Source organism: Limimaricola litoreus (assembly GCF_024159025.1).
GTDB lineage: Bacteria > Pseudomonadota > Alphaproteobacteria > Rhodobacterales > Rhodobacteraceae > Limimaricola > Limimaricola litoreus.
Map to the genome: position 1 here is coordinate 1 of NZ_JAMYXC010000071.1, position 25,831 is coordinate 25,831.

Sequence of the window (25,831 nt, forward strand, 5' to 3'; positions counted from 1 at the left end):
GCAGCGCCCGGGGCGGGTGCGGCAGGCCCATCGCCTCGCGCAGCGGGGCGTCGAGCAGCGCCAGCACCATCGGGCGGCCCAGCCCGAACAGCCGGCGCGGCAGGTAGAAGCTCAGCAGCAGATCGAGCGTGGCCTGCGCCACCTCGCGGTTGCTTCGGGCAAAGCGGCGCCGCTCTCGTTCGGCATTAGCATTGAAGGCCGCGAACCCCGCCAGATCGGCAGGGATGTCGCGAATGCCCAGCCGAGCGCCCAGCGCGCGGTAGTAGTTGGTCCAGGCCCTTTGCTCATGCGGGGTCATGGCGCGGCGGCCGAAGCGGTCGAGCCAGCGGATCGGCTCCAGCACGAAGGTGCCCAGCACATAGATCATGTCGTCATTGGAGATGCGGTAATGCCCGTGCATCTCGTTGATCCGGGAGATCGCCGCGCGGCCCCGCGCGCTGTCGAGCCCGTTTTCCAGCGGCTCGGAAAGCAGCAACTCCGTGTCGTCGTAGCGCTTGGCCGGGCGCGCGGCGAACTCGCCCGTGCGCGCCAGCAGCGAAGAAATCGAAGGCATCGCATAGGTGCGGAACAGCGCCAGCTCCAGCGCGCGCTCGATGTCCCATGAGAAGGCATAGGTGTTCAGCAGCCGGGCGATCCGTTCGAAATCGGCCTCGGCGCAAAGCGCGTCGATCCGGTCCTCGGGGCAGGCTGCGAACATCTTGCCAAGCTCCATGCCACCGCGCCCCCCTTCGGGGCGCCACGGGATGGTGTCGCACTATCATGCCGCGGCAGGTCCGCCCAGCGCGCGTTACCCTCCCCGGGTCCGCTCCCTCCATCGCACCGGAACGGCTGATCCGGGCGAGCCTTCATCAGATCCTGTTCTCGATCCGGCCTGAGCGGCAGCTGATGGAGCAGATGAACTACGACCTGCTGCTCCATCCCCCGCATCGGGTCGGTCTCGTTCTCGGCGGTGGCGACGGTGAGCGTCCAGCCTTCGGCGCTCGCGGCGACCGAGATGCCCGCGAGGAAATCCGCGAGGAAGGGGCGCTGCGACTCTTCCCTGTTCCCGGCGGTCGGTTCCGAAACCGGTTTCGGCAAGGGGGATTTCGATGGATCTGCCAGAGCGTCATTTCCCCCCGCGATACGGCGATCGCGGGGGAAAGCCCGTTCGATCACTCAGGCAGGATCAGCACGGCCCGAAAGTCGTTCACGTTGGTCAGGGTCGGCCCGGTGATCACCTGCCCGCCGACCCGCCCAAAGAAGCCATGCGCATCGTTCTCGGCCAGCGCCCGCGCCGCCGCCTCGCCGGTCGGGGTGCCGGGGCCGGCATAGGCGCCGGCGACCTCTTCCGCCCCGTCCACGCCATCGGTGTCGCAGGCCAGCAGGTGAATGCGAGGATCGCCCGCAAGCGCGCAGGCCGCGGCAAGGACGAATTCGGCATTCGGCCCGCCGCGCCCCTGCCCGCGCCGGGTCACCGTGCATTCGCCGCCCGAAAGCAGCAGCACCGGTGCCGCCCCCGGCGCGAGGGTCCGCGCGATCTCGCGGGCGGTGCGCACCTGCGCCACCGCCAGTTCGCGCGCCTCTCCCTCGATCGCATCGCCGAGCATCCGCACCTCGCAGCCCGCCGCTCGGGCGATCTCGGCGGCGGTGTCGAGCGACTGGGCGGGCGCGGCAATGATGCGCGTCTCCGAGCGGGCAAGGCGCGCGTCATCCGGGGCGACCCCGGCCGGGGCATCGGCGAGCGCGGCGCGCACCGCATCCGGTACCTCGATCGACCAGCGATCAATGATTTCGAGCGCCTGCGCCGGCGTGCTGGTATCGCCCACGGTCGGGCCGGAGGCGATCTCGGAGGGGTCGTCGCCCGGCACGTCGGAGATCACCAGCGTCAGCAGCCGCGCCGGGGCGCAGGCCGCGCCAAGCCGCCCGCCCTTGACCCGGCTGAGCTGCTTGCGCACCACGTTCATCGCCGAGATCGGCGCGCCCGAGGCCAGAAGCGCCGCGTTGACCGCCTGCTTGTCCTCCAGCGTCAGCCCCTCGATCGGCGCGCAGAGGAGCGCCGAGCCGCCGCCCGAGATCAGCGCCAGCACGGTATCGTTCGGGCCGAGCCCCTCCACGAGGTCGAGCATCCGCGCCGTCGCCTCCAGCCCGGCGCGGTCCGGCACCGGATGCGCCGCCTCGACGATCTCGATGCCCGCACAGGGCCGCGCATAGCCATAGCGCGTCAGCACCAGCCCCTCGCAGGGGCCCCAGGCCGCCTCGACCGCCTCGGCCATGCGCGCGCTGGCCTTGCCCGCGCCGATCACCACCAGCCGACCCTCGGGCTTGGGCGGCAGATGCGCGGCCAGCACCTGCATCGGATCGGCGCGCGCCACGGCGGCTTCGAACAGCGCTTCGAGAAAGCAGCGCGGATCGGCCGCGGGCGTGGGAACGGATGTCATCGGGTCACCTCCTGGCCGACGAGTCCGACCGCCGTCGCGGCGGCCGGGCATTGCGCCGGGGGGATACAACGATATATCAAAACCGAATGAAAGAGACGCCCCGCGCGGCGGAACGGTGTGTTATGGTACCGAGTCCCAGGCTCAGCCCCGTTGCCGCGCAGGCCGGCGTCCCCACCGCCACCTTGAGCCAAGTGCTGCGCGGCACGGGCCGGATCTCGGAGCGGACACGCGTGCGGGTGATCGCGGCGGCCGAGGCGGTGAACTACCTGCCCGACCGGCGCGCGGCAGGGCTGCGTTCGGGCGAGAACCGCGAGATCGGGATGGTGCTGCATTACCTCGCCAACCCGTTCAACGCCGAGCTGATGAGAGGCGTCAGCGACCGTATGGAGCGGGCGGGCCATCTTGCCTCCGTGCTCGATGCACGCGACGATGCCGCGCCGCTCGGCACGCTTTCCGTCGCGCCCTACGATCTCGGCCAGGCCATGACCGAGCGCCTGCCGGCCCGCCTCGCCGCCCCGTCGGCCCCGCCCGTCGTGGTCGAGATCGAGGCGCGGCTCAGGCTGCGCGAAACCACCGCCCCACCCCAACCTGCCCCCGGAGACCACCCATGACCCCGACCCCCCGCTGGACCGCCCTGCCCGAGCATCGCCGCTGGCTCGCGCGCGAGGCCGACGATCTGCTGCGCCTGTTCGAGGCCGAGAGCATCGACCCCGAGGGCGGCTTCTTCACGCTCGACGCTCAAGGCCACGCGCTGCGCGACGCGCCGCTGCGCGAAATCCACGCCACGACCCGCATGGTGCATTGCTACGCCATCGCCGCGCTGATGGGCCGCCCCGGCGCGATGGAGATCGTCGATCACGGCATGCGCTTTCTGTGGGAGCGCCACCGCCAGCCCGGAGGCGGCTATGCCTGGGGCGTGACCGCCAGCGAGGTGCCGGGCCCGAAACTGACCGGCTATGGCCATGCCTTCGTCCTGCTCGCTGCCGCCAGCGCCGAAATGGCCGGGCATCCGCAGGCGCGCCGGATGATCGAGGATGTGACCGGGGTGATCCGGACGCGGTTCTGGGAGGAGGAGCACGGCGCGATCCGCGAAGGCTTCGACGCCGACTGGACCGAGACCGAAGACTACCGCGGCCAGAACTGCAACATGCACCTGACCGAGGCGTTGATGGCAGCCCATGAGGCCACGGGCGACGAGACGCATCTGGCGATGGCCGAGCGGATCGCCGATCTGATCGTCAACCGCCGCGCGCGCGAGAATGGCTGGCGGCTGGCCGAGCATTTCCACGCCGACTGGAGCGTGGACCACGACTACGAGGGCGACCCGATGTTCCGCCCCGCCGGGCTGACGCCGGGCCATTCCTTCGAATGGGCGCGGCTGCTGGTGCAGCTCCACGAGACGGGGGGGCGGCGGCTCGGATGGGCGCCCGAGGCCGCGCGCGCGCTGTTCGACCGCGCCGCCGCCGATGGCTGGGACGAGGCGCGCGGCGGGCTTTACTACACGCTGGGCTGGGACAACTGCCCGGCTATCGCCGCGCGCTACTGGTGGCCCATCTGCGAAGCGATCGGGGCGGCGCATGCGCTGAACACGCTGCAAGCGGATGCGGCGTTGGAAGGCTGGTATCGCCGGTTCTGGGATTTCGCCGCCACGCGGCTGATCGACCGGGCGCATGGCGGCTGGCATCCGCAGATCGACGCCGAGGGGTGCCCGTCGAGCGATCCGTTCTTCGGCAAACCCGACATCTATCACGCGCTGCAGGCCTGCCTGATCCCGCTGCATCCCTGCACCGGCAGCCTTGCCGCGCTGCTGCGCGGGCGCTGAGCCTCTTGCGCACAAGGCGTCGAGAAGCAGCGCCGGCGGCGCGCGAAGGGGCGTCGCCGGAGCGTTTGGTCAGGAAACGAGCGTCTCCTCGCCGCGCGAGGTCGGCACCAGGGCCCGCACCAGATCGCGCATGTGCAGCACGCCGACCTGACGGCCTTCGCGCATCACGCGGTAGTGCTTGTTGGTATCGCCCTCGGCCATCGAGATCACCGATTCCAGCGTGTCGTCGTGATCGACCTCGCCGTCGAGCCCCTCGACCGGTGCCTCGGTCTTCTCCATCACCGAGCGGGTGCGCAGCACGCGGGCGCGGTTGATGTCGCCCACGAAGTCCTCGATGTAGGGATCGGCCGGGTTCAGCAGGATGTGCTGCGGCTCGCCCTGCTGCACCACGAAGCCGTCTTTCAGGATCACCAGGTGATCGGCCAGCTTGAGTGCTTCGTCGAGATCATGGGTGATAAAGACAATGGTCTTGTGCAGCTCCGCCTGCAGGTCGATCAGCAGGTTCTGCATGTCGGTGCGAATGAGCGGGTCGAGCGCCGAGAAGGCCTCGTCCATCAGCATGATGTCAGAGTTCGAGGTCAACGCGCGGGCGATGCCGACGCGCTGCTGCATCCCGCCCGAAAGCTGGTGCGGATACTGGTCGCCCTGCCCCTGCAGCCCGACCCGGTCGAGCCACTTGGTGGCCTCCGCGGCATAGGTACGGCTCTTCTTGCCCTCGATCGAAGGGGCGAGGCCGGTGTTCTCCAGAACCGTGCGATGCGGCAGCAACGCGAACTTCTGGAACACCATCGACATGCGGTGCTGGCGCATGTCACGCAACTGGCGCGGGCTGTAGTCGAGGATGTTCTCGCCATCGACCAGCACCTCGCCCGCGGTGGGTTCGATCAGCCGGTTGAGGTGGCGGATCAGCGTCGATTTGCCCGAGCCCGACAGCCCCATGATCACCGTCGTCTTGCCCGCGGGCATGTCGACGTTGATGTCGTTGAGCCCGAGCACGTGGTTCTCGTGCTCCAGCAGGTCGGCCTTGCTCATCCCCTCGTGGACATGGGCGAGCGCCGTCTGGGGCGCATCGCCGAAGATCTTGTAGAGCTTGCGGATCGAGATCTTGATGTCGTCGGTCATGCCCATCCCCTCAGTGCTGCGATGCGTTGATGCGGGCCAGAGCGGCCTTGGTCACACGGTCGAGGATGATCGCCAGCAGCACGATGCCGAAGCCCGAGACGAGACCCACGCCCAGCTCCAGGCTGCGGATGCCGCGCAGCACCAGAACGCCCAAGCCCGGCGCCGAAACCAGCGAGGCGATGACGACCATGGCGAGGCTCATCATGATGGTCTGATTCACGCCCGCCATGATGTTGGGCAGCGCCAGCGGGATCTGCACGCCAAAGAGCTTCTGGCGCTCGGTCATGCCGAAGGCATCGGCGGCCTCGATCACCTCCTTGTCGACCATGCGGATCCCGAGGTCGGTCAGGCGAACCACCGGCACGATGGCGTAGAGGATGATCGCGATGCCGTAGAGCTTGGGCTCGGTCACCGAGAACAGGAAAATGAGCGGGATCAGATAGACGAAGGGCGGCAGCGTCTGCAGCATGTCGAGCACCGGGATCATGCCGCGCTGCACCTTGTCGTTGCGCGCCATGGCGATGCCGATGGGCACCCCGAAGAGCACGCATATGAAGGCGCAGACGAAGATGATCGCCAGCGTCTGCATGGTGTAGTCGTAGTAGTCGATGAAGGCGAGGAAGGCGAAGGAGAGCCCGACCAGACCCGCGAGCTTGAGCGAGCGGCCGACGGCATAGGAGACGATCATCAGGATCGGGATCATCAGCCACCACGGCGCCGCCTGCATGATCCAGAGCGCATTGGTCAGCGCCCAGCTCAGCGGCTGGGTCAAAGGGTCGACCACGACCTGCAGCCCGTCCTTGATCGCGAGGAAGCCGTTTTCGAGCCCCGAGGTGAGATCACGCGATTGCGGCATGGCCGGGCAGGCGGCGTTGAGCGCGTCGAGCGAGGGAAACGGGGTGTCCCAGGCCGAAACCTCGGTCTCGGTGCCGCTGGTTTCGCTCAGAAGCGCATCCATCGACATGAGGCCCCCGCCCCCGGCGTCGTCGCCCCCGCACCATTCGCGCAGGCCCAGCCCGTCGAACACGAAATCATAGGTTGCCATTGAGGCTCTCCCCGGCGGGTTACCGCCTTGTTATTGCTTCAAAGAACATGACAAGGGGCGGCTTTGGCCGCCCCTTGAGGTGATCGGGTGCGATCGCGGTCTCAGTTAAGCAGCGCCGAGAGCTTCTCGCGGGCTTCGTCGCTCAGCCACTCCGACCAGACGTCGGGGTTGTTCTTGAGGAAGTAGACCGCGGCCTCCTCGTTCGAGGCGCCGTTCTCGTCGGCCCAGGCGAGCAGGCTGCTCATGGTCTCGGTCTCGAAGGAGAGCTTGCTCATCAGCTCGGCGATCTCCGGCTCGCGCTCGCGGAAATCGGTGGTGATCACGGTGTAGACCGGAGCCGCCGGGTAGGAGCTGACGCCGGGGGTCTCGGCGTCCTTGTTGGCGTTGCGCGCATGCGCCTCGGCGTCGTAGTCGCCGATCTTCACTTCGGTCATGTCGAACTTGCCCAAGGGCACGGTCGGCCCCCAGTAGTAGCCGAACCAGGGCTCTTCGCTCTGCACGGCCGAGGCCATGGAGGTGGCCAGCGTCTCGCCCGAGCCATGGTTGAACACTTCGAGGCCCGAGCCTTCGAGGTCGAGCGCACGGATCAGGTTGTCGTTGGTGACGCGGCAGCCCCAGCCGTCGGGGCAGTTGTTGAAGCGCCCGCCGACCAGCTCGGGGTTGGCCATCACGCCCTCGATGGTGGTCAGCTCGGGGTGCTCTTCGGCGAGGTAGGTCGGAATCCACCAGCCCTCGACGCCGCCCGGCGTGAGCACCTGGCCCAGCTCCTCCACCTTGCCAGCCTCCTTGAGCTCCTTGTAGACGTCGCCGGTGGAGTTGGTCCACAGCTCGGTCAGGATGTCGGGCTCGCCGTTCTCGGCCACCGAGGTGACGGCGGGCACGGTGTCGGAGGGCACGGTCGCGACGTCGCAGCCATAGCCCTGCTCCATCAGGAACTTGGCGACGGCGGTGACGATCTCGGAGGAGGCCCAATTCATCTGGGTGATCGAGACCTCGCCGCAATCGGCGGCGGCGGCGCCCGGCAGGGCGATGGTCGCGAACAGCGCGCCGAGTATCTTCTTCTTCATTCCGTTCTCCTCATGTTGGTCCCGTACGCCTGCAGGGCCGGATCCGTTGTCCGATCCATGCCCTGCTGGCGGGGATCTTCTGTCTCCTCGCAGGGCACGCGGCATCTCGCCGGCCCCGGGGGACGAATTGCAGCCCGAGGGCCGCTCTTCAGGGGCGCAACTTAGCGATCCAAGCGCGAGGGGCAAGTTGAATGCCCGTTCAAGCGAACATGACCCCCCGTCGCCCCCTGCCCGCCACTCCGGATCCAAGGTCGCCTGCCCTGTCGCCACGACCCCGCGCGCATGGCGCCCGGGGCCGTTTCGATGCAGGGAACCTGGCCAGGCCGTGCTAGGCGCCGGTGGCCCGGTCCAGCGCCCGGTCGAGATCGGCGATCAGATCCTCGGGGTCCTCGATGCCGATCGACAGCCGCACCAGATCGGGCTCGGCCCCGGCCGCCATCTGCTGGTCCACCGTGAGCTGGCGATGCGTGGTCGAGGCGGGGTGGATGATCAGCGAGCGGGTATCGCCCAGGTTGGCGACGTGGCTGAAGAGCTCGAGGCTGTCGACCAGCTTGACGCAGGCCTCGTAGCCGCCCTTCACGCCGACGGTGAAGAGCGCGCCCGCCCCCTTGGGCGTGACCTTGGCCACCCGGTGATGCCAGGGCGAAGACGCCAGCCCGGCCCATGTCACCCGGTCGATGCGCGGATCGGCCTCGAGCCATTTTGCGACCTTTTCGGTGTTCGACACGTGGCGTGCCATGCGCAGGCTGAGCGTCTCGATCCCCATCAGCGCGTAATGCGCCGCCTGCGGGTTCAGCGTCATGCCCAGATCGCGCAGGCCCACAGCGATGGAGTGGAAGGTGAAGGCCATCGGGCCCAGCGCCTCGTGGAAGTTCAGCCCGTGATAGGCGGGCTCGGGGGCGGCCAGCGAGGGGAACTTGCTCGAGGCCGACCAGTCGAACTTGCCGCTGTCAACGACGACGCCGGCGGTGATCGTGCCGTTGCCGGTGAGATATTTGGTGGCCGAATGCACGACCAGCGTCGCGCCCTGCGCGATCGGGTTGCACAGGTAGGGGGTCGCCAGCGTGTTGTCGACGATCAGCGGCAGGCCGACCCGCTCGGCGAGCTTCGCCACCTCGGGGATGTCGGTGATGTAGCCGCCGGGGTTGGAGATCGACTCGCAGAAGATGGCACGGGTGTCCACGTCCACCGCCGCCTCGATGGCGTCGAGATCGTCGAAATCGACGAAGCGCGCCGACCAGCCGAAACGCTTGATGGTCTGGCTGAACTGGGTCACCGAGCCGCCGTAGAGCCGGGTCGAGACCACGACGTTGAGCCCCGGCCCCATCAGCGGGAACAGCGCCATGATCTGCGCCGCGTGACCCGAGGAGCAGCAGATCGCCCCGGCGCCGCCTTCGAGCGCGGCCACCCGGTCGGCCAGCGCCGAAACGGTCGGGTTGGTCAGGCGCGAATAGATGTAGCCGACCTCTTCGAGCCCGAAGAGCCGCGCCGCGTGGTCGGCATCCTTGAAGACGTAGGAGGTGGATTGGTAGATCGGCACCTGCCGCGCGCCCGTCGCCGGATCGGGCGCAGTGCCCGCGTGGATCTGCATCGTGTCGAAGCCGAGGCTGCGTTGTTCGGTCATGTCCCTCTCCTTTTCGGTTTGGGCATGACGCTAGGGCGCGGCGGCGCGGGGTACAACAGCTGCATGGCAAAGGCGACCGGCGCCGCGCGGAATGTCTCGCCCGCCAACCGGGCTTCGCCGGTCCTGGCGGCGAAGCCCGGTTCAAGGCGTTGTCGCCCTGCGATCGAAGCTCGGTCCTGCTACTCGACCACCGGCGCCGCGCAATGCGCGCCCGTGGCGGCGAGGCCCGAGCCCAGCGCCAGCATGGGCGGCGCCTGGTAGGGGTTGAGCGGCGCGCTGCCCGCGAGATCCGCCGCGATCAGCGCCACGACGAGGCCGATTACCGAAAGCGCGATGGGGGTCCTGGTCATCCTCACACCTCCAGCCCGAGCTTCGGGCGCAGCTTCACGCCCCAGTAGGATCCGAAGAAGGCCGCGGCGAACCAGGCCCAGCCATGCAGGCTGCCGGTCGAGATGCCCGAAAAGAAGGCGCCCACGTTGCAGCCGAAGGCCAGTCGCGAGGAATAACCCAGAAGGAAGCCCGCGACCACGGCCGCACCCCAGGCGAGCGGCGACAGCCGCGGCAGCTTCGCCCCCAGCCCCCCGCGCCAGACGCTCACCAGAAAAGCCCCGCCGATCAGCCCGATGTTGGTGAGCGAGGTGACGTCGGTCAGGATGCTTTGCTGCAGCCGTTCGGCATTGGCCGGCGCGCTCCAGAAGGCCGAGCCGGAGAGGTCGCCGCCCATCGCCTGCGCGCCCTTCGCGGCCCAGAGGCCGAGGCCGTAGACGATGCCCCAGGGCTGGCCGGAGACGACGAGGTTGAGGATCGCGAGACCGGCAATCGCCACCGCCGCGATCCAGAGCCTGCGCGGCACGCGCCGCGCCTGCGCCGGGGCCAGCCAGAGAAGCAGCGCCGCGACGGCGCCGAGCCCGGCGAGCGTCGTCAGCAAGCCGCCGGTGCCCGACAGCGCCACCACCGGCGCCGTGCCCAGAGAGATCCACCAATCGAGGTTGTAGGCCCCGGCAAAGCTGCCCAGCGCGAAGAACGGGAGCGCCACCGCGCCCACGACATTGCCGCTGCCGGCATTGACCAGCGTGCCCGAGCCGCAGCCCATGACCAGCTGCATCGCCGCGCCGAAGACGAAGGCGCCGCCGATCATCGCCACGCCGATCGGCGCATGGGCACCGAACAGCTCCTCGCCGTTGCTGGCCAGAAGCGGAAAGGCGGCGAGCGCCACCAGCGCGATCGCCACGAGCTGCGCCAGCAGGCCCGCGGGCTCGCGCCGCAGGATCATCGCGCGCCACGGCCCGGCAAAGCCGAAGCGCAGCCCTTCGAGCGCCACGCCGAAGCCCAGCCCGATCAGCAGCAGCGCGCCGTAGCGCGCCCCCGCCAGGGCCGCAACCGACAGCACCGCCGCCAGCGCCCCGAGGATCAGCAGGCCGCGGGTGCCGAATGTAAAGCCGCCCCGCGGGGCGGCGATGCCGGTATCGGCCATGAAAGCCTCCTCAGAGCGCGCCGGTGATCTGGTTCAGCAGGTTCTTGAACACGCCGGGGGTGTTCTCCATCGGCAGCCCGGCCTGCGACCAGCCCACCATCGATTCCGGGTAGAGCTTCACATCGTCGAGCCCGGCCAGCTCGCTCAGCGCGAACCAGTTGGTCGCGGCCCAGTGGCCGGTGTTGCAAAACGAGATCAGCGTCTCGTCCCCGGTGAACCCGCCCTCTTCGGCCAGCGCCAGCGCGGCCTCGGCGTCGATCAGCGTGGGATCGTCGGAAAACCAGCTGGAATGGGTGAAATATTCCGACTGCGGCAGCGTGCCGGGCCGTGCTGCGGCCGCATGCGCGTCCTCGCCCGCCCAGAAGCTTTCGGGGCGCGCGTCGACCAATGTCGCCTGCGTCTCGCCCTCGACCACCTTCAGCACGTCCTCCTGCGTGGCGAGCCACTCGTCCGAGAAGCTGACGGTGATCGCGCTCTCATCGGGCTCGACTGCCTCGGTCGACAGCGCGTTGCCCGCGGCCTGCCACGCGCCGACGCCGCCGTTGAGGATCGCCAGATCACTGACGCCGCTCGACTTCAGGGTCCAGTAGACCCGCGCGGCAGCGCCGAAATCGGTCTCGTCGCGGCCCTGGTGGGTGATGACCACTGGACGGTCGGCCGAAACGCCGAGGTCGCGCAGTATCTCGGTCAGCTCTTCTTCGGAGGGCAGCTGGCCAGGGTTCTCGGCCGGCCCGCGGAACAGGCCATAGGGGGCGGAGACCGCGCCCTCGACATGGCCTTCGCCATAGGCCTCGCCACGGATGTCGAGCACCAGCGGATCGGTGGTCTCGATCAGCCCGGCCAGCTCCTCGGCGCTGACCAGCGGGCCGAAGCCTTGTGCGTCTTGGGCGAAAGCGGGGCTGGAAAGGGTCGTCGCGGCGACCGCAACTGCGATAAACCTGTTCATCGGATCGGCCTTTCGAATGGGATATCCCCCTAGATCTGCCCCTTGTGTTGCGAGTTCAACCGGCCGTTTCGGGCGGTCGATCCGCGTTCCGGCCCCCTGTTCGCCTGCGCGGCCTTTGGGCGAACGTCGGTTCCGGAAATCCCCCCGATACGGTGACGGCCGTCCCGCGAAGGCACGTCGAAAAAAACCGGCCGCGTCTGTTTCGCGGCTATGGCAGGTAGCGTTCCACGAGGTTCCAGCCGCTCTCGCTCGTCAGCCGCATCAGCAGGGCGCGGTTGAGCGGCTCGCGCAGGGGCGAGTCCTCGGGCAGTGCGATGCTGACGTAATGCGGATCGAAATCCGTGCGCCGGACCCGCGTGTCGAAGGCGCCGCTCTCGGAAATCGTGGTCTGCAGCACCGGACCCGCGGCGGCGACGGTATCGACCTCCTCGGCCTGCATCGCGCGCAGCGCTTCGGCCACGGAAGCGTAGCGGCGCAGGTCCACGCCCTCGGCTTCGAGGAAGCTGGCGCTGGTGGTGCCTTCGACGACGCCGACCCTTTGCTCGTGAAACCGCTCGGGCAGCTCCACCGACCGGCGCATGTCGGTGAGGCTGACCACGGCGGCCGTCAGCGCCGCGCTGATCGCGAGGCCCGAGAGCATCCACAGCATCGCCACCACCCGCCCCGAAAGGGTGATCGGCGCCTTGTCGCCATAACCGATGGTGGTCAGGGTCACCCCCGCCCACCAGAAGCCGTCGCCCAGGCCCCGCAGCGGGCTCTTGGCGAATTGTTCGTCGTTGCGCCGCCGCTCCAGCAGCCACATCAGCGCGCCGACCGCCAGAAGCAGCACCGAGATCCCCAGCACGAGCCGCAGGAACTGCCATGTCAGAAAGCCCTGCGCCACGTTCAGCAGCATCGAGCGCTGCTGCGTCGCCACCCCCATCGTCGCGGTGTGCAGCGGGTGGGTGAAATCGAGCCGCGCCTCGGCTTCGGGCGTCGCATCGACCGCCAGCGCGGCGTGGATGCTCTCCTGGGCCAACGCATCCGCCACCCTGCCGGGGGCGATGTCGCGAAACTCGTAGGCCCAGCCCTCGGCCTCGGCGGTGAGCCGCCACAGGTCGACGGCGAGGCCGAGCCATGCGCCGTCGCGCGTCCGCGTGGCGTAGGGCGGCCTTTCGAACACGCCGATCACCAGCGGATCGGGCCGGGAGGTATCGGCCGGGGGCGGGGTGCCTTGGGCATTGGCGATCCCGCCGAACAGGATCAGCAGCAGGACCGGGACGAGCGTTCTCATGTGGCATCCTTCGGTGATGGGTCTCCGGCGGCCACGCGGGCATCGCGTTCACCCATCGATCAGGGGGGCGATCCGGTTCCGACGCTGTCGATGCCGGACCGCCCCCCGTCTGCCGCCCTACCGGTAGATCAGCGTCGGCAGCCACATGGTGATCGCCGGGATGAAGGTGATCAGCCCGAGCACGAGGACCAGCGGGATCAGGAAGGGCGCGGTGGCGACGACGCAGCGCTCGAACGGGATCTTGGCGACGCGCGCCAGCACGTAGAGCACCATGCCCACCGGCGGTGTCAGCAGGCCCAGCATCAGGTTCAGCACCATGATGACGCCGAAATGCACCGGGTCGATGCCAAGCTCGATCGCCACGGGCAGCAGCACCGGCACGAGGATGGTGATCGCGGCGACGGTCTCCATGAAGCATCCGACGATCAGCAGGATGAGGTTGATCAGCAGCAAGATGACCCAAGGCCGGTCGGAGGCCGAGAGCAGCATTCCCGCGACCGCCTCGGGCACCCGGTTCGAGGTCAGGATCCAGGCAAAGATCGCCGCCGCGCCGACCACGAACAAGACCACCGCCGTCGTCTCGATCGTGTCGAAGGTCACCCGCAGGAAACGCCGCAGGGTCAGGGTGCGGTAGACCGCGAGACCGAGGAACATCGCATAGGCACAGGCGGCGACGGCGGCCTCGGTCGGGGTGAAGGCCCCCGAGAGGATGCCGCCGACGATGATCACCGGCGTGAGCAGCGACAAGAACGCCCGCCCGAAGGAGGCGGTCAGCAGCGCCATCTCGAAGGGCTGGTCGCGTGGAAAGCCCCGGCGCCGCGCGAAGAAGCCGATCATCAGCATCAGCGACACCGCCATGACGATGCCCGGCACGAAGCCCGCCGCGAAGAGCTGGCCGATCGAGGTGCCCGCGACCACGCCGTAGATCACCATCGGCAGCGAGGGCGGGATGATCGGCCCGATCGTCGAGGAGGCGGCCGTCACCCCCACCGCGAAGCCCGGATCGTATTTCGCGTCTCGCATCGCCTTGATCTCGATCGCGCCGAGCCCGCCGGCATCGGCCACCGCCGCGCCCGACATGCCCGCGAAGATGACCGAGGCCCCGACGTTCACATGGCCGAGCCCGCCGCGCATCCAGCCGACCAGCGCCAGCGCGAAGTTGAAGATCCGCTCGGTGATCCCGGCGGTGTTCATCAGGTTGCCCGCGAGGATGAAGAACGGCACCGCGAGCAGCGGGAAGCTGTCGACGCCGTTGATCATCCGGTGCGCCACCACCATCGGCGGCGGCATGCCGTTGGCCAGGATGAACACCAGCGAGGAGCCGGCGAGCGCGATGGCCACCGGCACGCCGAAGAGCAGCAGCGCGAAGAGGATGGTGAAGAGTATGGCAATGTCCACGGCGGGCGCTCCTAGTCCATCGCGCGCACGGCATCCGCGTGCTGCTCGGGGTCGATGAGTTTGCTGGTGCCGTGGCGCAGGTGCAGCCAGGCGTTGCGGAGGGCATAGAGGGCCATCGCAGCGAAACAGGCGGCGACGAACCAGTAGACCACCGATTTGGGCACGTCGATCGAGACCATCATCTGCCGGGTCCGGCCCGCGAGCTGGCCCGAAAGATAGGCCAGTGTGGCGTAGAACGAGATCGAGACGAGGTCGATCAGCGCCTGTGCGATCCGGCGCAGCGGCCGCGGCACCCAGCGGTAGAGGAACTCGACGGCGATATGCGCGCTCTTGCGCACCGCCATGACCGAGCCGGTGAAGGTCACCGCGATCAGCAAGAAGCGCGCGATCTCCTCGGTCCAGCCGAGTGAATCGTTGAGCACGTAGCGGGTGAAGAACTGCAGGAACACCACGAAGGCGAGCGTCCAGAAGATCACCAGCACCAGCGCGTCGTCCCATTGCAGGTCCGACAGGTCGATCTCCTCTTCCTCAAGATGCAGCGCCGGCTGGATCTCTTCCGGCGCAGGATGTGTTTCGGCTGGCTTCATGATCACGCGTTCCCCGAGGGCATGGAGACCGGCCCCGCCGCGGGGGCCGGTCGGTCAGGTCGTGCGGCGCGACAGGCGTCGCGCGCGGGTCAGCCCTCCTGGCCGATGGCCTGGAGCCGGTCGTAGGTCTCCTGGTCCCAGGTCGCCATGTCGCCCATGTGCATGGCCTTCACCGCCTCGATGAAGGGTTCGCGGTCGACCTCGTTGACGTTGACGCCCTGCTCGCCGAACCAGTCGACCAGCTCGGCCTCCTGATCGCGGATCGCCTCGGTGGCGCAGGCGGCGGCGTTGTCGATGGCGGTGGAAAGCGCCTGCTGGTCGGCCTCCTCCATGCTGCCCCAGGTCGGGCCGCCGACGATGGTCAGCAGCGCGTCGGTGATGTGGCCGGTCAGGTTGATGTCCGACTGCACCTCGTAGAACTTCTTGGCCTGGATCGTCGGCAGGGGGTTTTCCTGCGCATCGACCGTGCCCTGCTGCAGCGCGAGATAGACCTCGGCGAAGGCGATCGGCGTCGGGTTGGCGCCGACGGCTTCGGGAAACATCATGTAGAGCGGGGCGTTCGGCACGCGGATCTTGAGGCCGTCCATGTCCTCGGGCGCGGTGATCGGCTTGTTCGAGGTCACGTGGCGGTTGCCGTAATAGGTCAGCGCCTCGATCTGGTTGCCGGTCGCGTCGGCGTAGCCCTGGCTCAGCTCCGCGAACAGGTCCGAATTGCGGAAGGCGTCCCAATGCGTGTAGTCGCGGAACATGTAGGGCGCGCCGCCGATGGCGATGGGGCCGTGCGCGCGGCCCGCGAAGAGCTGCCCGGTATAGATGATGTCGACGGTGCCGAGGCTGAGGCCCTCGTTGATGTCGACCTCCTTGCCCAGCGAGGAGGCCGGGAAGACCTCGATGCCGTAGCGGCCGTCGGTCGCGGCGACCAGATCCTCATGCGCCGCGACCGCGCAGGTGTGATAGGCCTCGCTTGCCTCGTAGACATGCGCCCATTTCAGCATGCGCTCGGCGTCCTGCGCCATCGCGGGCGCGGCCGCAGTGAGCGCCGCGGCCGCCGTGGTGGCCAGCGCGATCGTCTGGGTCAGCTTCGATGTCATCGGTCTTCCTCCCTGGTTGATGTCTGACGTGGGGTGTCACCGCCCTCCCGAACGGTGGACGAGCGGCGCGATGCCCCGCTCTTCGGCAAAGCGCGCCAGTGCCTCGACCGAACCCCGGTCGAGCGTCATGCCCTGCACGCGCCGCCGCTCGGCCTCGGCCCATTCGCGCGCCCCCGGTGCCATCACGCCCTCCCCCGGCGCGGCTGGCGAAGCGGCAATGGCGGCGAGGTAGCGGCGAACGACCCCCTCGAAGACGGCGCGGCCGCCGAAGGCTTCGGGGTCCAGCGCCATGACGAAGGCGCCGAGCTTGCGCGGCGTCGCCATGTCGTCGCTGATCATCGGCGGCAGTTCGAAGCTCAGCGGCGCATCGGAAAAGGCGGTCGAAAGGATCTCGGCCAGGCCCGCGAGCCCCGCGCCCTTGTAGCCGAAGAGCGCGCCGCCCAGGGGCGCCAGCATCTCGACGACCGCCGGATCGGTGACGTTGACGCCCCGGATGTCGGAGGCCACGTCCTCGGGCAATGATGCACCCAGGCTGCGGTTGAGCTGCACCCGGTTGAAGGGGATGGCGCTCGTCGCCATGTCGAGCAGCCAGGGCTGCTGCCCCTCCCCCGCGGGCGCCGCGGCGGCGATCGGGTTGGTGCCGTGAAACCGCACCGCGCCGCCATGCAGCCGCACGAAGCTGTCGGAGTTGCAGAAGGCAAGGCCCATCATGCCGTGGCGCGCGATCTCCAGCGCATAGGCCCCGGCGGCGCCGAAATGCGAGGAGCCGCGGATCGCCACCGCCGCGAGCCCGTGCGCGCGGGCCAGTTCCAGCGCCCGCTCCACCGCTGCATAGCCCGCCCGCGCGCCATGGGCGTCATCGGCGTCGAGCACGCAGACACCGCCCGTTTCGCGCGCGAAACACAGCTTCGGCGCTTTGTTCAGCCGCCCCTCGGCAAGGCCTTGCAGATAATGCGGCAAAAGCCGGAAGCCATGCGTGTCCACCCCGTGGGCCGAGGCGTGCAGCAGGGCCTTCGTCACCGCCTCCACCGTCGGCGCATCCGCCCCCACCGCGGTCAGCGCCGCGCGCGAAAAGCGCTCCATCTCCTCGAGCGCGACCCGCAGCGGCGTTGCTGCCTTTGCCGGTTCCGCCTCTGCCGCGATCCGCGCGAGATAGGCCTCGACCGTGTCGTCGATATGCGACGAGAGCAGCGCGGCCGCCTCCTCCGCCCGCCCGGCCGCCACGGCGCTGGCGATGAGGACATGCTCCTTGAGAGACTTGCGGTTCAGCGCATCGTCGAGCGACAGCCGGTTGCGCAGGGCCTGCACCCGGAACGACAGCCTGCGGAAATGGTCGCGCAGGAAGCTGTTGCCGCATCGGGCGAAGATCGCATCGTGGAAATCATGATCGAGCAGCTTGTAGGCACCAGCATCGCCGCGCGACAATGCCTCTTCCATCCGCGCCGTGATGCCTTGAAGCGTTTCGTGCAGCGACGCGGGGTTGCGTTCGATCGCCATCCGCACCGCCTGCAGCTCCAGCATCAGGCGCAGCTCGCCCAGTTCGGCGATCTCCGCGGTCCCCATCGTGAAGACCCGCGCGCTGCGGCCCGAGGCCATTTCGACCAGCCCCTCGCGTTCGAGCTGCAGCAGCGCCTCGCGGATCGGGCTCTTGCTCATGTTCAGCAGGCCGACCAGCTCCGCTTCGGGCAGCTTGCGCCCCAGCGGAAACTCTCCCCGCACGATTCGCTCTCGGATCGCCTCGCGCGCCTGCTCCGACAGCTTCTGCCGGTCCAGTCCCGCGCTTGCCCCGATGTTGTCCGACATCGCGCATCCTCCCCGAGAAGGATGGTATACGATATACCGAACAACACAAGATTGCATGTGACGTCTGCGTCAGTTCCCCTTAAAGGAGACGCGGCCCGATGCCGGCCTTCCCTTGCAAGGACGCTTCGACGCTGAGCCTTTCGGACCGGCTGCGCGCCCGCGGACCATGGCTCCGGCAAGAGGGGGGAAACAGGTGGTCGCTGTCAGTCGCCTTCCGGCTGGCGGAGCCCTCAGGGGGGCTTTGCCCGACGGCCTGCCGCGCGTGATATGCTGGGGCGTCCATGCGAAAGGCGGGATCATGGCACGGCTTCGGGTCTGGCTGGATCGGATTTCGGATGACGGGGCGCGCCGGGCCTTCGGCACCCGGCTCGAAACCGGCGTGAGCGAGGCCTTTACCGTGCTGCGCTGGGCCCTGCTCGTCGGGCTGGCCCGGCTGGCGGCGATGGAAACCGGGCTTTGGGGCTTCAGGGCGCTGCACTGGACGCTCTCTGCCCTGCTCTTCGCCTATCTCGCCTCGATCTTCCTGCTGCGCCCCGAGATCGCGATCTTCGCCAGGACCGACACGCGCCGCAAGCGGCTGATCCAGACGGCGGTGAACCATGCCGTCTGCATGGCGGCCTTCATGGCGGCGATGATCGGCATCGATGCCCTGGCCGACGCCGCGGCCGAGATGCGCTTTGTCGAGCGTCTCGGCCACGGTGCGGATTGAGCTGTCGGGCCTCAGTCGGCCAAGGTCAGCCGCGCCAATTGCCAGATGCTGCGCGCCTCGATCTCCTCGGTCCGGTAGGCTTCGTCGCTGTCGTAGGGGTAGATGATCCAGTAGGGCCCCATCATGTCCGCCTCGATCGGTGCGCCATCCATTTCGTAGGCGACGATCGGGCCATGCGGCACCGCGTCGGTCACCGGGATCTCGACCGTGTAGCCGTCGCGCGCCATGGCATGGATCACCGTGCCCTCCTCTCCGAGGTCCGCCAGCAGGTCGCTCAGCGCGACGCCGGTGAAGCGGGTCACGCCATCGGTCCAGACCGTGCTGGTCTCGATTTCGGTGACCGGCATGGCCTTCAGCGCCGCGAGGTCGAGTTCCACGGGCGCCGCCTCGTTCGGCGCCTCCAGCGTCAGGAGGCCCGTATCCTCGGGGACCTCCTGTGCGAGCAGCGGGCTCGACAAGGCAAGCGACAGGCAGACGGCATTGAGCAAGGACGATCTGAGCATGGTAGGGCCTTTCGATATCAGGTTTCGCGCATATTGAACACGCAAGGCACGGCCGCACCAATCCCCAGCGGCGGGCCAGGGCGAGGATTGCCCGGGGCGTGTCTTGCGGGTGTCTCATGGCCGCCTCGTGGCGGCCGCTGCCGCCGGGGCACCGACGAGGGCCATCCCGATGCGGAAGGACGTGGACAAATCACCCTCGGATCGAGATCCTCCCGGCGCTCGTCGACGGGCGCAGCGACTTCACGACGCTGACCGTCTCCCGCGCCGAGGAAGTCGCGGGTCTGAGCTACACGCAGCCGCTCATCGAGGATGTCAACGACGTGCCCGTCCTCGCCCCCGATATCGACGGGGTGGAGACGTTGGAGGATCTGGCGGGCCTTCCCCTCCATGTCGCGGAGGGCAGCCGCTACGCCGCCAAGCTGCGCCGCCTCAACGAGAGGTCGAAGGCCGAAGGCGGGGCCGAACTGGACCTTCGCTTCGTCGATGCGCGGCGCGATGACTACGACCTGATCGACCTTGTCGAGCTCGCGATCCAGTCGGCGGTCAGCCGCGAACCCGCGATCTACGTGCGAAACATCTTCAGGTACTACGTCTCCTACCGCCTGCTCGCCGATCTTGAGGCCGAGGCCGCCCTGGCGAGCGAAGAGTTCGAAACGCGCAAGACCGAGGAGGGGCGCCGAGACGCCACCCGCGAGGCGGCCAAGGCTAGGCGCGGGGCGGCTGCCCTGCCCCGCCGGCCAAGATGACCGCGCCGCGCCGGGATCAGTCCGGCGCGCCTTCGAGGATCATGATGTTGGCGATGCCCGCGCCCTCGCGGTGGCGCTTGGCGGCCTGGTAGGCGTCCGAGTTGTAGCAGGCGAGCGCGGCCTCCATCGAATCGAATTCGATCACCACGTTGCGCGGGTGGCTCTCCCCCTCCAGCGCCTCGATCCTTCCGCCGCGGGCCAGCACCCGCGCGCCATGCTCGCGGAACGCCTGCGTCGCACCTTCCGCATAGAGCTTGTAGGGTTCGGGGTCGGTGACCGTCACATGGGCGATCCAGTAGGCCTTGGGCATGTCGTTGTCTCCTGTGTGCGAACATGAAAAGGCCGGGGCGACACCCGCCGCCCCGGCCCGTCACACGCATGGCGTCACTTGTTGAGGATCTTCGAGAGCACGAGATAGGCCGCGCCCGCCACGAACAGCCCGACGAACCAGGCATAGGTGTAGATCGTGGCAAAGACCGGTGCCGTGGCGGCGGTGAGACCGACGCCGGCGAGGAAGCCCGGCAGGTTCGGCAGGATGCCGATCACCAGAGCGCCGATCCCGGCCCAGTTGGTGCCGTTGCGCCCCGCATAGATGCCGTTCATGCGGAACAGCTCGGTCACCTCCAGCTTGGTCTTCCGCAAGAGGTAGTAATCCGCCAGCATCACGCCCGCGATCGGGCCCAGCAGCGCCGAGTAGGCGATCAGCCAGCCGCCGATGTGATCGATCAGGATCCAGGGGAACATCGCCACGCCGATGCCCGCCGTGATGTAGCCGCCGCGCTTGAGGTTGATCTTGCTCGGCGCGAGGTTCGAGAAGCCGTGCGAGGGGGCCACGACATTGGCCGCGAGGTTGGTGGTCAGCGTCGCCACGATCAGCGCGAAGAGCGCGATGATGATCGAGAAGCCGCCCATCCGCTCTGCCAGCTGGATCGGATCCCAGATCGCCTCGCCGTAGATCACGATCGTCGCCGAGGTCACCGCCGAGGCGATGAAGGCGAACAGCGCCATCGGGATCGGCAGGCCGATCAGCTGGCCCAGGAACTGGTCCTTCTGGCTCTTGGCGTGGCGGGTGAAGTCGGGGATGTTGAGCGCCAGCGTCGCCCAGAAGCCGATCATGCCCGTGAGGCTCGGCCAGAACACCATCCAGAATTGCCCTTCCTGCGGCTGGCCCGGATCGAAGGCGCTCGGGTTCGACAGCATCGGGCCGAAGCCCCCGGCCGCGAAATAGGCCCATGCCAGCAGCGCGAGGCCCATCGCCAGAAGGAACGGCGCGGCGTAGGTCTCGAGCCAGCGGATCGATTCCGTGCCATGGGTGATGAAGTAGAGATGCAGCCCCCAGAAGGCGAGGAAGCAGACGAATTCACCGAAACTGATCCCGAGGATCGGCATCGCCTCGCCCGCCAGGGCGCCGCCCGTCAGGGTGTTGAGGATCACGAAGATCGCCGAGCCGCCGACCCAGGTCTGGATGCCGAACCAGCCGCAGGCGACGATGCCGCGCGCCACCGCCGGGATCTTGGCGCCCGAGGGGCCGAAGGAGGAGCGCAGCAGCACCGGGAACGGGATGCCGTACTTGGTGCCCGCGTGGCCCAGAAGCACCATCGGGATCAGCACGATGGCGTTGGCCGCGAGGATGGTCAGCACCGCCTGGTCCCAGCTCATGCCGGAATTGATCAGGTAGGAGGCCAGAAGATAGGTCGGAATGCAGACCACCATGCCGACCCAGAGCGCGGCGATGGCGAGCCAGTCCCATGTCCGCTCGGCGGCGGTGGTCGGCAGCTGGTCCTCGTTGTAGAGCCTCGGGTCCAGTCCGGCGGCGTCGAGGCGCGTCCGTGCCCCGCCATCCGCCGCGGGAACCCCCGCAGTCATGTCCGTCATGTCTTGTCTCCTCCCTGTTATTGGTCTTGTGGCGCCCATTATTCTCTTCCCCGGGCGCTAAAGAAAACGCCCCCGAAAGTCTCGGGGGCATTTCATCTCAGACGCAGGCCGGCATGTTCTCGGGCTTGCGCTCGACCTTGCGCGGCGCGGTCACCTCCTTCCACTTCGACAGCGCCTTGTTCACCTCCCCGAAGGCGGGGCGCTTGACGAAGCGGCCATGACCGGGCGTGGCGCAGACCTTTCCGTCATCGACCGCCAGCGTGCCGCGGCTCAGCACGTGGCGCGGCAGGCCGGTCACCTCGCGGCCCGCGAAGACATTGTACTCCACCACCGACTGCTGGGTCTCGGGCGAGATCACCTTCGACTTCCTGGGATCCCAGACAACGATATCGGCGTCCGAGCCTTCGAGGATCGCGCCCTTCTGCGGGTAGATGTTGAGGATCTTGGCGATGTTGGTCGAGGTGACGGCGACGAACTCGTTCTTGGTGAGCCGTCCAGTGTTCACCCCTTCGGTCCAGAGCACCGGCATCCGGTCCTCCAGCCCACCGGTGCCGTTCGGGATCTTGGTGAAATCGTCGATCCCGGTGCGCTTCTGCTCGGTGGTGAAGGCGCAGTGATCCGTCGCCACCACCTGCAAAGAGCCCGCCTGCAGACCGGCCCAGAGGCTGTCCTGGTTCGACTTGTCGCGGAAGGGCGGCGACATCACGCGCTGGGCGGCGTGGTCCCAGTCGGGGTTGCGATACTCGCTGTCATCGAGCACGAGGTGCTGGATCAGCGGCTCGCCGTAGACCCGCATCCCCTTTTGCCGCGCGCGACGGATCGCCTCGTGCGCCTGTTCGCAGGAGGTGTGGACCACGTAGAGCGGCACGCCCGCCATGTCGGCGATCATGATCGCGCGGTTGGTGGCCTCGCCCTCGACTTCGGGCGGACGCGACATGGCGTGGCCTTCCGGCCCACGGATGCCGTCGGCCAGCAGCTTTTGCTGCATGGTGGCGACCACGTCGCCGTTCTCGGCATGCACCATCGGCAGCGCGCCGATCGCGGCGCAGCGGCGGAAACTGTCGAACAGCTCGTCGTCATCGACCATCAGCGCGCCCTTGTAGGCCATGAAGTGCTTGAAGGAGTTGATGCCCATGTCGACGACCTGTTGCATCTCCTCGAACACCTGCTCGCTCCACCATGTCACTGCCATATGGAAGGAGTAGTCGCCGCAGGCGCGCTGCGACTTGGCGTGCCAGCCCTCCAGCGCCTCGATCAGCGACTGGCCGGGGCTGGGCAGGCAGAAATCGACCACCATGGTGGTGCCGCCGGCGAGGCCCGCGCGGGTGCCGCTTTCGAAATCATCCGCCGAATGGGTGCCCATGAAGGGCATCTTGAGGTGCACATGCGGGTCGATCCCGCCCGGCATCACGTAGCAGCCGGTGGCGTCGATCACCTCGTCGCCCGACAGGCCCGCGCCGATCTGCACGATCGTCTCGCCCTCGATGGCGATGTCGGCCTCAAAGCTGCGGTCGGCGGCGACGATGGTGCCGCCCTTTATCACGGTTCTCTTGCTCATCTTCTCACTCCACGATTTCGGCGGTTTCCAGGACGGCGTGCAGCAGCACGTCGCAGCCCGCGGCGGCCCATTCGCGGCTGATTTCCTCGTCCTCGTTGTGGCTCAGCCCATCCACGCAGGGGCACATGATCATCGCCGTCGGCGCCACGCGGGCGATCCAGCAGGCGTCGTGGCCTGCGCCCGAGATGATCTCCCGGTGCGAATAGCCGAGCTTCTCGGCGGCGCGGCGCACCGCATTCACGCAGCCCTCGTCGAAGGGCACGGGGTCGAAGCCGCCGACCTTCTCGAAGGCGATCTCTAGCTCCATTTCCTCGGCGATCCGCGTGCCTTCGCTGCGCAGACGGGCCTCCATGTCCTCGATCACCGACAATTCCGGCGAGCGGAAATCGACGGTGAACACCGCCTTGCCGGGGATCACGTTGCGCGAGTTCGGAAAGACCTCGATGTGACCGGCGGCACCCACCGCGTGCGGCTTGTGGCTCCAGGCGATCTCGTCGACCTTCTCGAGGATGCGGGCCATGCCGAGGCCGGCGTTGCGGCGCATCGGCATCGGGGTGGAGCCGGTGTGGCTTTCCTTGCCGGTGACGGTCACTTCGGTCCAGCTCAGCCCCTGCCCGTGGGTGACGACGCCGATATCGCGGCCCTCGGCCTCGAGGATCGGGCCCTGCTCGATATGCAGCTCGAACATCGCGTGCATCTTGCGGCCGCCCACTGGCTCGTCGCCGACATAGCCGATGCGGGCCAGCTCGTCGCCGAAGCGCTTGCCGTCGGCATCCTCGCGCGCATAGGCCCAGTCCTGCGTGTGCACGCCTGCGAAGACGCCACTCGACAGCATCGCGGGGGCAAAGCGGGTGCCCTCCTCGTTGGTCCAGTTGACCACGACGATCGGGCGGCGCGGGGTGATCCCCTGGTCGCGGATCGAGCGGACGACCTCAAGCCCCGCGAGCACGCCGAGCACGCCGTCATACTTCCCGCCCGTAGGCTGGGTGTCGAGATGGCTGCCCATCATCACCGGGTCGAGATCGGGCTCCGCCCCTTCGAGCCGGGCGAACATGTTGCCCATGCTATCGACCCCGACGCTCATGCCGGCCTCCTCGCACCAGCGCTTGAATAGGTCGCGCCCCTCGCGGTCGGCGTCTGTCAGCGTTTGGCGGTTGTTGCCGCCGCGCAGGCCGGGGCCGACCTTGGCCATCTCCATCAGCGAGTCCCACAGCCGGGCCCCGTCGATCCGGGTATTGGTCTGTATGTCTTTCATAGGTCCTCCCGTTGCTGGCGCGGGGTCCGGCCGCCCTCCCCGGCCGCCGGACCCCGCGCCTGTCTCAGGCGTCGAGCGCCTCGCCGAGCGTACCGACCAGCTGGTCGATCTCGGATTTCTCGATGATCAGCGGCGGCGACATGGCGATGGTGTCGCCGGTGGTCCGCAGGTGCACGCCCTTGTCCCAGGCGCGCAGATAGGTGTCGAAGGCCCGCTTGGTGGGCGTGTCCGCAAAAGGCTCCAGCTCGACCGCGCCGACGAGGCCGACGGCGCGGATATCGATCACGCCGGGCTTGTCCCTGAGGCTGAACAGCGCGTCCGCCCAGTAGTCCTCGAGGCTGGCCGCGCGCTCGAACAACTCCTCCTCGCGGTAGGTGTCGAGCGCGGCAAGAGCGGCGGCGCAGGCGACCGGGTTGCCCGAATAGGTATAGCCGTGGAACAGCTCGATCATGTGATCGGGGCCGGTCATGAAGGCGTCGTGGATGTCCTCGCTGGCCAGCACCGCCCCCATCGCGATGACGCCGTTGGTCAGCCCCTTGGCGGTGGTGATCATGTCCGGCTCGACGCCGTAGTAATCCGCCCCGAAGGCCCGGCCGAGCCGGCCATAGGCGGTGATCACCTCGTCGAAGATCAGCAGGATGCCGTGCTTGCGGGTGATCTCGCGCAGCTTCTGCAGATAGCCCTTGGGCGGCAGGATCACCCCCGCCGAGCCCGCCATCGGCTCGACGATCACCGCGGCGATGGTCTCGCCCCCGTGCAGCGCGACCAGGCGCTCCAGATCGTCGGCGAGCTCGGCGCCATGCTCGGGCTGGCCCTTGGTGAAGCCGTTTCGCGCGATGTCGTGCGTGTGCGGCAGGTGATCGACGCCGCCCAGGAGCGTGCCGAAGGCGCGGCGATTGTTGACCATGCCGCCCACGGAAATGCCGCCGAAATTGACGCCGTGATAGCCCTTCTCGCGGCCGATCAGCCGGGTGCGCCCCGGCTCGCCCTTGGCCTTGTGATAGGCCAGCGCGATCTTCAGCGCGGTCTCGACCGATTCCGAGCCGGAATTGGTGAAGAAGACGTGGTTGAGCTTGCCCGGCGCCAGCTCGGCGAGGCGCGAGGCCAACTCGAAAGCCTTGGGGTGACCCATCTGGAAGGCGGGCGCGTAGTCGAGCTCCTCGACCTGCCGCTGCACCGCCTCGGTGATGCGCGGCGCGCGATGCCCGGCGTTGACGCACCACAGCCCGGCGGTGCCGTCCATCACCTGCCGCCCGTCGGTGGTGGTGTAGTACATGCCTTCCGCGCTGGCGATCATGCGCGGGTTGTCCTTGAACTGCCGGTTGGCAGTGAAGGGCATCCAGTAGGCGCCGAGGTCGTTGCGGATCTTGGTTTCTGCGTTCATCTCGATATTCCTTGAACGGGGGCCTCAGGCGGCCGAACGGGCGAGCAGATCATCCAGCGACTTTTTCGCATCGCCGTAGAACATGCGTGTGTTGTCCTTGAAGAAGAGCGGGTTCTCGATGCCGGAGTAGCC

Annotated in this window: 25 protein-coding genes and 1 pseudogene; 5 read left to right on the forward strand and 21 right to left on the reverse strand. The window is 68.3% G+C overall.

Annotation, left to right across the window (positions count from 1 at the left end; translation table 11 throughout):
* A partial coding sequence (locus tag NHG85_RS05250) for an oxygenase MpaB family protein (RefSeq protein ID WP_253330482.1) occupies nt 1-697 on the reverse strand: 697 nt, incomplete at its 3' end.
* A gap of 107 nt (nt 698-804) precedes the next feature.
* Here NHG85_RS05250 and NHG85_RS19815 point away from each other — a divergent pair.
* Nucleotides 805-912: pseudogene (locus tag NHG85_RS19815) on the forward strand (transposase); the annotation flags it as partial.
* A 239-nt stretch (nt 913-1,151) separates the two neighbouring features.
* Here the strand turns inward: NHG85_RS19815 and NHG85_RS05260 are convergent.
* A complete protein-coding gene (locus NHG85_RS05260; protein ID WP_253330484.1) occupies nt 1,152-2,417 on the reverse strand; it encodes a glycerate kinase type-2 family protein in 1,266 nt (421 codons plus the stop codon).
* Nucleotides 2,418-2,539: 122 nt separating this feature from the next.
* Between NHG85_RS05260 and NHG85_RS05265 the strand changes: the two genes are divergently transcribed.
* Both NHG85_RS05265 and NHG85_RS05270 read left to right on the forward strand, forming a co-directional pair.
* Nucleotides 2,540-3,028: a LacI family DNA-binding transcriptional regulator gene (locus NHG85_RS05265; RefSeq protein WP_253330486.1), complete on the forward strand. Its 489-nt coding sequence runs from the start codon at nt 2,540-2,542 to the stop codon at nt 3,026-3,028.
* Complete coding sequence (locus NHG85_RS05270) at nt 3,025-4,239, forward strand: AGE family epimerase/isomerase (RefSeq protein ID WP_253330487.1); 1,215 nt, start codon at nt 3,025-3,027, stop codon at nt 4,237-4,239. Before NHG85_RS05265 ends, NHG85_RS05270 begins: the two co-directional genes overlap by 4 nt.
* 69 nt (nt 4,240-4,308) lie before the next feature.
* Here NHG85_RS05270 and NHG85_RS05275 read toward each other — a convergent pair whose 3' ends face one another.
* From NHG85_RS05275 to NHG85_RS05330, 12 genes are all read right to left on the reverse strand, one after another.
* Nucleotides 4,309-5,361, reverse strand: coding sequence for a quaternary amine ABC transporter ATP-binding protein (locus NHG85_RS05275; RefSeq protein WP_253330488.1), 1,053 nt, complete (start codon nt 5,359-5,361; stop codon nt 4,309-4,311).
* A gap of 10 nt (nt 5,362-5,371) precedes the next feature.
* Complete coding sequence (locus NHG85_RS05280) at nt 5,372-6,406, reverse strand: ABC transporter permease (RefSeq protein WP_253330490.1); 1,035 nt, start codon at nt 6,404-6,406, stop codon at nt 5,372-5,374.
* Between the two features lie 101 nt (nt 6,407-6,507).
* Nucleotides 6,508-7,473 carry an ABC transporter substrate-binding protein gene (locus NHG85_RS05285; protein ID WP_253330491.1) on the reverse strand — a complete coding sequence of 322 codons (966 nt, stop codon included), beginning with the start codon at nt 7,471-7,473 and terminating at the stop codon, nt 6,508-6,510.
* A 328-nt stretch (nt 7,474-7,801) separates the two neighbouring features.
* Nucleotides 7,802-9,097, reverse strand: coding sequence for an O-acetylhomoserine aminocarboxypropyltransferase/cysteine synthase family protein (locus tag NHG85_RS05290; RefSeq protein WP_253330492.1), 1,296 nt, complete (start codon nt 9,095-9,097; stop codon nt 7,802-7,804).
* A gap of 179 nt (nt 9,098-9,276) precedes the next feature.
* On the reverse strand, nt 9,277-9,447 hold the full coding sequence (locus NHG85_RS05295) for a hypothetical protein (RefSeq protein WP_173812320.1): 171 nt from the start codon (nt 9,445-9,447) through the stop codon (nt 9,277-9,279).
* A gap of 2 nt (nt 9,448-9,449) precedes the next feature.
* Entirely contained in the window at nt 9,450-10,571 is a 1,122-nt protein-coding gene (locus tag NHG85_RS05300) for a YeeE/YedE thiosulfate transporter family protein (RefSeq protein ID WP_253330493.1), read from the reverse strand.
* A 10-nt stretch (nt 10,572-10,581) separates the two neighbouring features.
* Nucleotides 10,582-11,517: a sulfurtransferase gene (locus NHG85_RS05305; protein WP_253330494.1), complete on the reverse strand. Its 936-nt coding sequence runs from the start codon at nt 11,515-11,517 to the stop codon at nt 10,582-10,584.
* A gap of 208 nt (nt 11,518-11,725) precedes the next feature.
* Nucleotides 11,726-12,790 (reverse strand): ion channel, encoded by a 1,065-nt coding sequence (locus NHG85_RS05310; protein WP_253330495.1) that lies wholly within the window; start codon nt 12,788-12,790, stop codon nt 11,726-11,728.
* Between the two features lie 117 nt (nt 12,791-12,907).
* Nucleotides 12,908-14,188, reverse strand: coding sequence for a TRAP transporter large permease (locus tag NHG85_RS05315; RefSeq protein WP_253330497.1), 1,281 nt, complete (start codon nt 14,186-14,188; stop codon nt 12,908-12,910).
* Between the two features lie 11 nt (nt 14,189-14,199).
* On the reverse strand, nt 14,200-14,775 hold the full coding sequence (locus tag NHG85_RS05320; RefSeq protein WP_253330499.1) for a TRAP transporter small permease: 576 nt from the start codon (nt 14,773-14,775) through the stop codon (nt 14,200-14,202).
* An 89-nt stretch (nt 14,776-14,864) separates the two neighbouring features.
* Complete coding sequence (locus NHG85_RS05325) at nt 14,865-15,866, reverse strand: sialic acid TRAP transporter substrate-binding protein SiaP (protein WP_253330501.1); 1,002 nt, start codon at nt 15,864-15,866, stop codon at nt 14,865-14,867.
* 36 nt (nt 15,867-15,902) lie between these two features.
* Nucleotides 15,903-17,669 carry an Ldh family oxidoreductase gene (locus tag NHG85_RS05330; RefSeq protein WP_253330502.1) on the reverse strand — a complete coding sequence of 589 codons (1,767 nt, stop codon included), beginning with the start codon at nt 17,667-17,669 and terminating at the stop codon, nt 15,903-15,905.
* 298 nt (nt 17,670-17,967) lie between these two features.
* Here NHG85_RS05330 and NHG85_RS05335 point away from each other — a divergent pair, with 298 nt between their 5' ends.
* Nucleotides 17,968-18,378, forward strand: coding sequence for a hypothetical protein (locus tag NHG85_RS05335; RefSeq protein WP_253330504.1), 411 nt, complete (start codon nt 17,968-17,970; stop codon nt 18,376-18,378).
* 11 nt (nt 18,379-18,389) lie between these two features.
* On the opposite strand, the gene NHG85_RS05340 is transcribed toward NHG85_RS05335, so the two are convergent.
* Entirely contained in the window at nt 18,390-18,881 is a 492-nt protein-coding gene (locus NHG85_RS05340) for a putative pterin-binding protein (RefSeq protein WP_253330506.1), read from the reverse strand.
* Between the two features lie 116 nt (nt 18,882-18,997).
* Here NHG85_RS05340 and NHG85_RS05345 point away from each other — a divergent pair, with 116 nt between their 5' ends.
* The gene (locus NHG85_RS05345) at nt 18,998-19,627 is read left to right on the forward strand and encodes a type 2 periplasmic-binding domain-containing protein (RefSeq protein ID WP_253330507.1); all 630 of its coding nucleotides are present in this window, start codon (nt 18,998-19,000) and stop codon (nt 19,625-19,627) included.
* Nucleotides 19,628-19,643: 16 nt separating this feature from the next.
* Here NHG85_RS05345 and NHG85_RS05350 read toward each other — a convergent pair whose 3' ends face one another.
* From NHG85_RS05350 to NHG85_RS05375, 6 genes are all read right to left on the reverse strand, one after another.
* Entirely contained in the window at nt 19,644-19,937 is a 294-nt protein-coding gene (locus tag NHG85_RS05350; RefSeq protein WP_253330509.1) for a DUF1330 domain-containing protein, read from the reverse strand.
* 74 nt (nt 19,938-20,011) lie between these two features.
* Complete coding sequence (locus NHG85_RS05355; protein WP_253330512.1) at nt 20,012-21,502, reverse strand: NCS1 family nucleobase:cation symporter-1; 1,491 nt, start codon at nt 21,500-21,502, stop codon at nt 20,012-20,014.
* 97 nt (nt 21,503-21,599) lie between these two features.
* The gene (hydA, locus tag NHG85_RS05360; RefSeq protein WP_253330514.1) at nt 21,600-23,060 is read right to left on the reverse strand and encodes a dihydropyrimidinase; all 1,461 of its coding nucleotides are present in this window, start codon (nt 23,058-23,060) and stop codon (nt 21,600-21,602) included.
* 4 nt (nt 23,061-23,064) lie between these two features.
* A complete protein-coding gene (locus tag NHG85_RS05365; protein WP_253330516.1) occupies nt 23,065-24,315 on the reverse strand; it encodes a Zn-dependent hydrolase in 1,251 nt (416 codons plus the stop codon).
* Between the two features lie 64 nt (nt 24,316-24,379).
* Nucleotides 24,380-25,699 carry an omega-aminotransferase AptA gene (gene aptA, locus NHG85_RS05370; RefSeq protein WP_253330517.1) on the reverse strand — a complete coding sequence of 440 codons (1,320 nt, stop codon included), beginning with the start codon at nt 25,697-25,699 and terminating at the stop codon, nt 24,380-24,382.
* 24 nt (nt 25,700-25,723) lie between these two features.
* A partial coding sequence (locus tag NHG85_RS05375; protein ID WP_253330519.1) for an NAD(P)(+) transhydrogenase (Re/Si-specific) subunit beta occupies nt 25,724-25,831 on the reverse strand: 108 nt, incomplete at its 5' end.

Bases quoted from the DNA above. Each gene is read 5' to 3' on its own strand.
- NHG85_RS05285 (WP_253330491.1), bottom strand. From the start codon at position 7,473: ATGAAGAAGAAGATACTCGGCGCGCTGTTCGCGACCATCGCCCTGCCG.
- aptA (WP_253330517.1), bottom strand. From the start codon at position 25,699: ATGAACGCAGAAACCAAGATCCGCAACGACCTCGGCGCCTACTGGATG.
- NHG85_RS05270 (WP_253330487.1), top strand. From the start codon at position 3,025: ATGACCCCGACCCCCCGCTGGACCGCCCTGCCCGAGCATCGCCGCTGG.
- NHG85_RS05280 (WP_253330490.1), bottom strand. From the start codon at position 6,406: ATGGCAACCTATGATTTCGTGTTCGACGGGCTGGGCCTGCGCGAATGG.
- NHG85_RS05325 (WP_253330501.1), bottom strand. From the start codon at position 15,866: ATGACATCGAAGCTGACCCAGACGATCGCGCTGGCCACCACGGCGGCC.
- NHG85_RS05305 (WP_253330494.1), bottom strand. From the start codon at position 11,517: ATGAACAGGTTTATCGCAGTTGCGGTCGCCGCGACGACCCTTTCCAGC.
- NHG85_RS05275 (WP_253330488.1), bottom strand. From the start codon at position 5,361: ATGACCGACGACATCAAGATCTCGATCCGCAAGCTCTACAAGATCTTC.
- NHG85_RS05335 (WP_253330504.1), top strand. From the start codon at position 17,968: ATGGCACGGCTTCGGGTCTGGCTGGATCGGATTTCGGATGACGGGGCG.
- hydA (WP_253330514.1), bottom strand. From the start codon at position 23,060: ATGAGCAAGAGAACCGTGATAAAGGGCGGCACCATCGTCGCCGCCGAC.
- NHG85_RS05265 (WP_253330486.1), top strand. From the start codon at position 2,540: ATGGTACCGAGTCCCAGGCTCAGCCCCGTTGCCGCGCAGGCCGGCGTC.
- NHG85_RS05350 (WP_253330509.1), bottom strand. From the start codon at position 19,937: ATGCCCAAGGCCTACTGGATCGCCCATGTGACGGTCACCGACCCCGAA.
- NHG85_RS05310 (WP_253330495.1), bottom strand. From the start codon at position 12,790: ATGAGAACGCTCGTCCCGGTCCTGCTGCTGATCCTGTTCGGCGGGATC.
- NHG85_RS05300 (WP_253330493.1), bottom strand. From the start codon at position 10,571: ATGGCCGATACCGGCATCGCCGCCCCGCGGGGCGGCTTTACATTCGGC.
- NHG85_RS05330 (WP_253330502.1), bottom strand. From the start codon at position 17,669: ATGTCGGACAACATCGGGGCAAGCGCGGGACTGGACCGGCAGAAGCTG.
- NHG85_RS05290 (WP_253330492.1), bottom strand. From the start codon at position 9,097: ATGACCGAACAACGCAGCCTCGGCTTCGACACGATGCAGATCCACGCG.
- NHG85_RS05345 (WP_253330507.1), top strand. From the start codon at position 18,998: ATGGCCGCCTCGTGGCGGCCGCTGCCGCCGGGGCACCGACGAGGGCCA.
- NHG85_RS05295 (WP_173812320.1), bottom strand. From the start codon at position 9,447: ATGACCAGGACCCCCATCGCGCTTTCGGTAATCGGCCTCGTCGTGGCG.
- NHG85_RS05340 (WP_253330506.1), bottom strand. From the start codon at position 18,881: ATGCTCAGATCGTCCTTGCTCAATGCCGTCTGCCTGTCGCTTGCCTTG.
- NHG85_RS05365 (WP_253330516.1), bottom strand. From the start codon at position 24,315: ATGAAAGACATACAGACCAATACCCGGATCGACGGGGCCCGGCTGTGG.
- NHG85_RS05260 (WP_253330484.1), bottom strand. From the start codon at position 2,417: ATGACATCCGTTCCCACGCCCGCGGCCGATCCGCGCTGCTTTCTCGAA.
- NHG85_RS05355 (WP_253330512.1), bottom strand. From the start codon at position 21,502: ATGACGGACATGACTGCGGGGGTTCCCGCGGCGGATGGCGGGGCACGG.
- NHG85_RS05320 (WP_253330499.1), bottom strand. From the start codon at position 14,775: ATGAAGCCAGCCGAAACACATCCTGCGCCGGAAGAGATCCAGCCGGCG.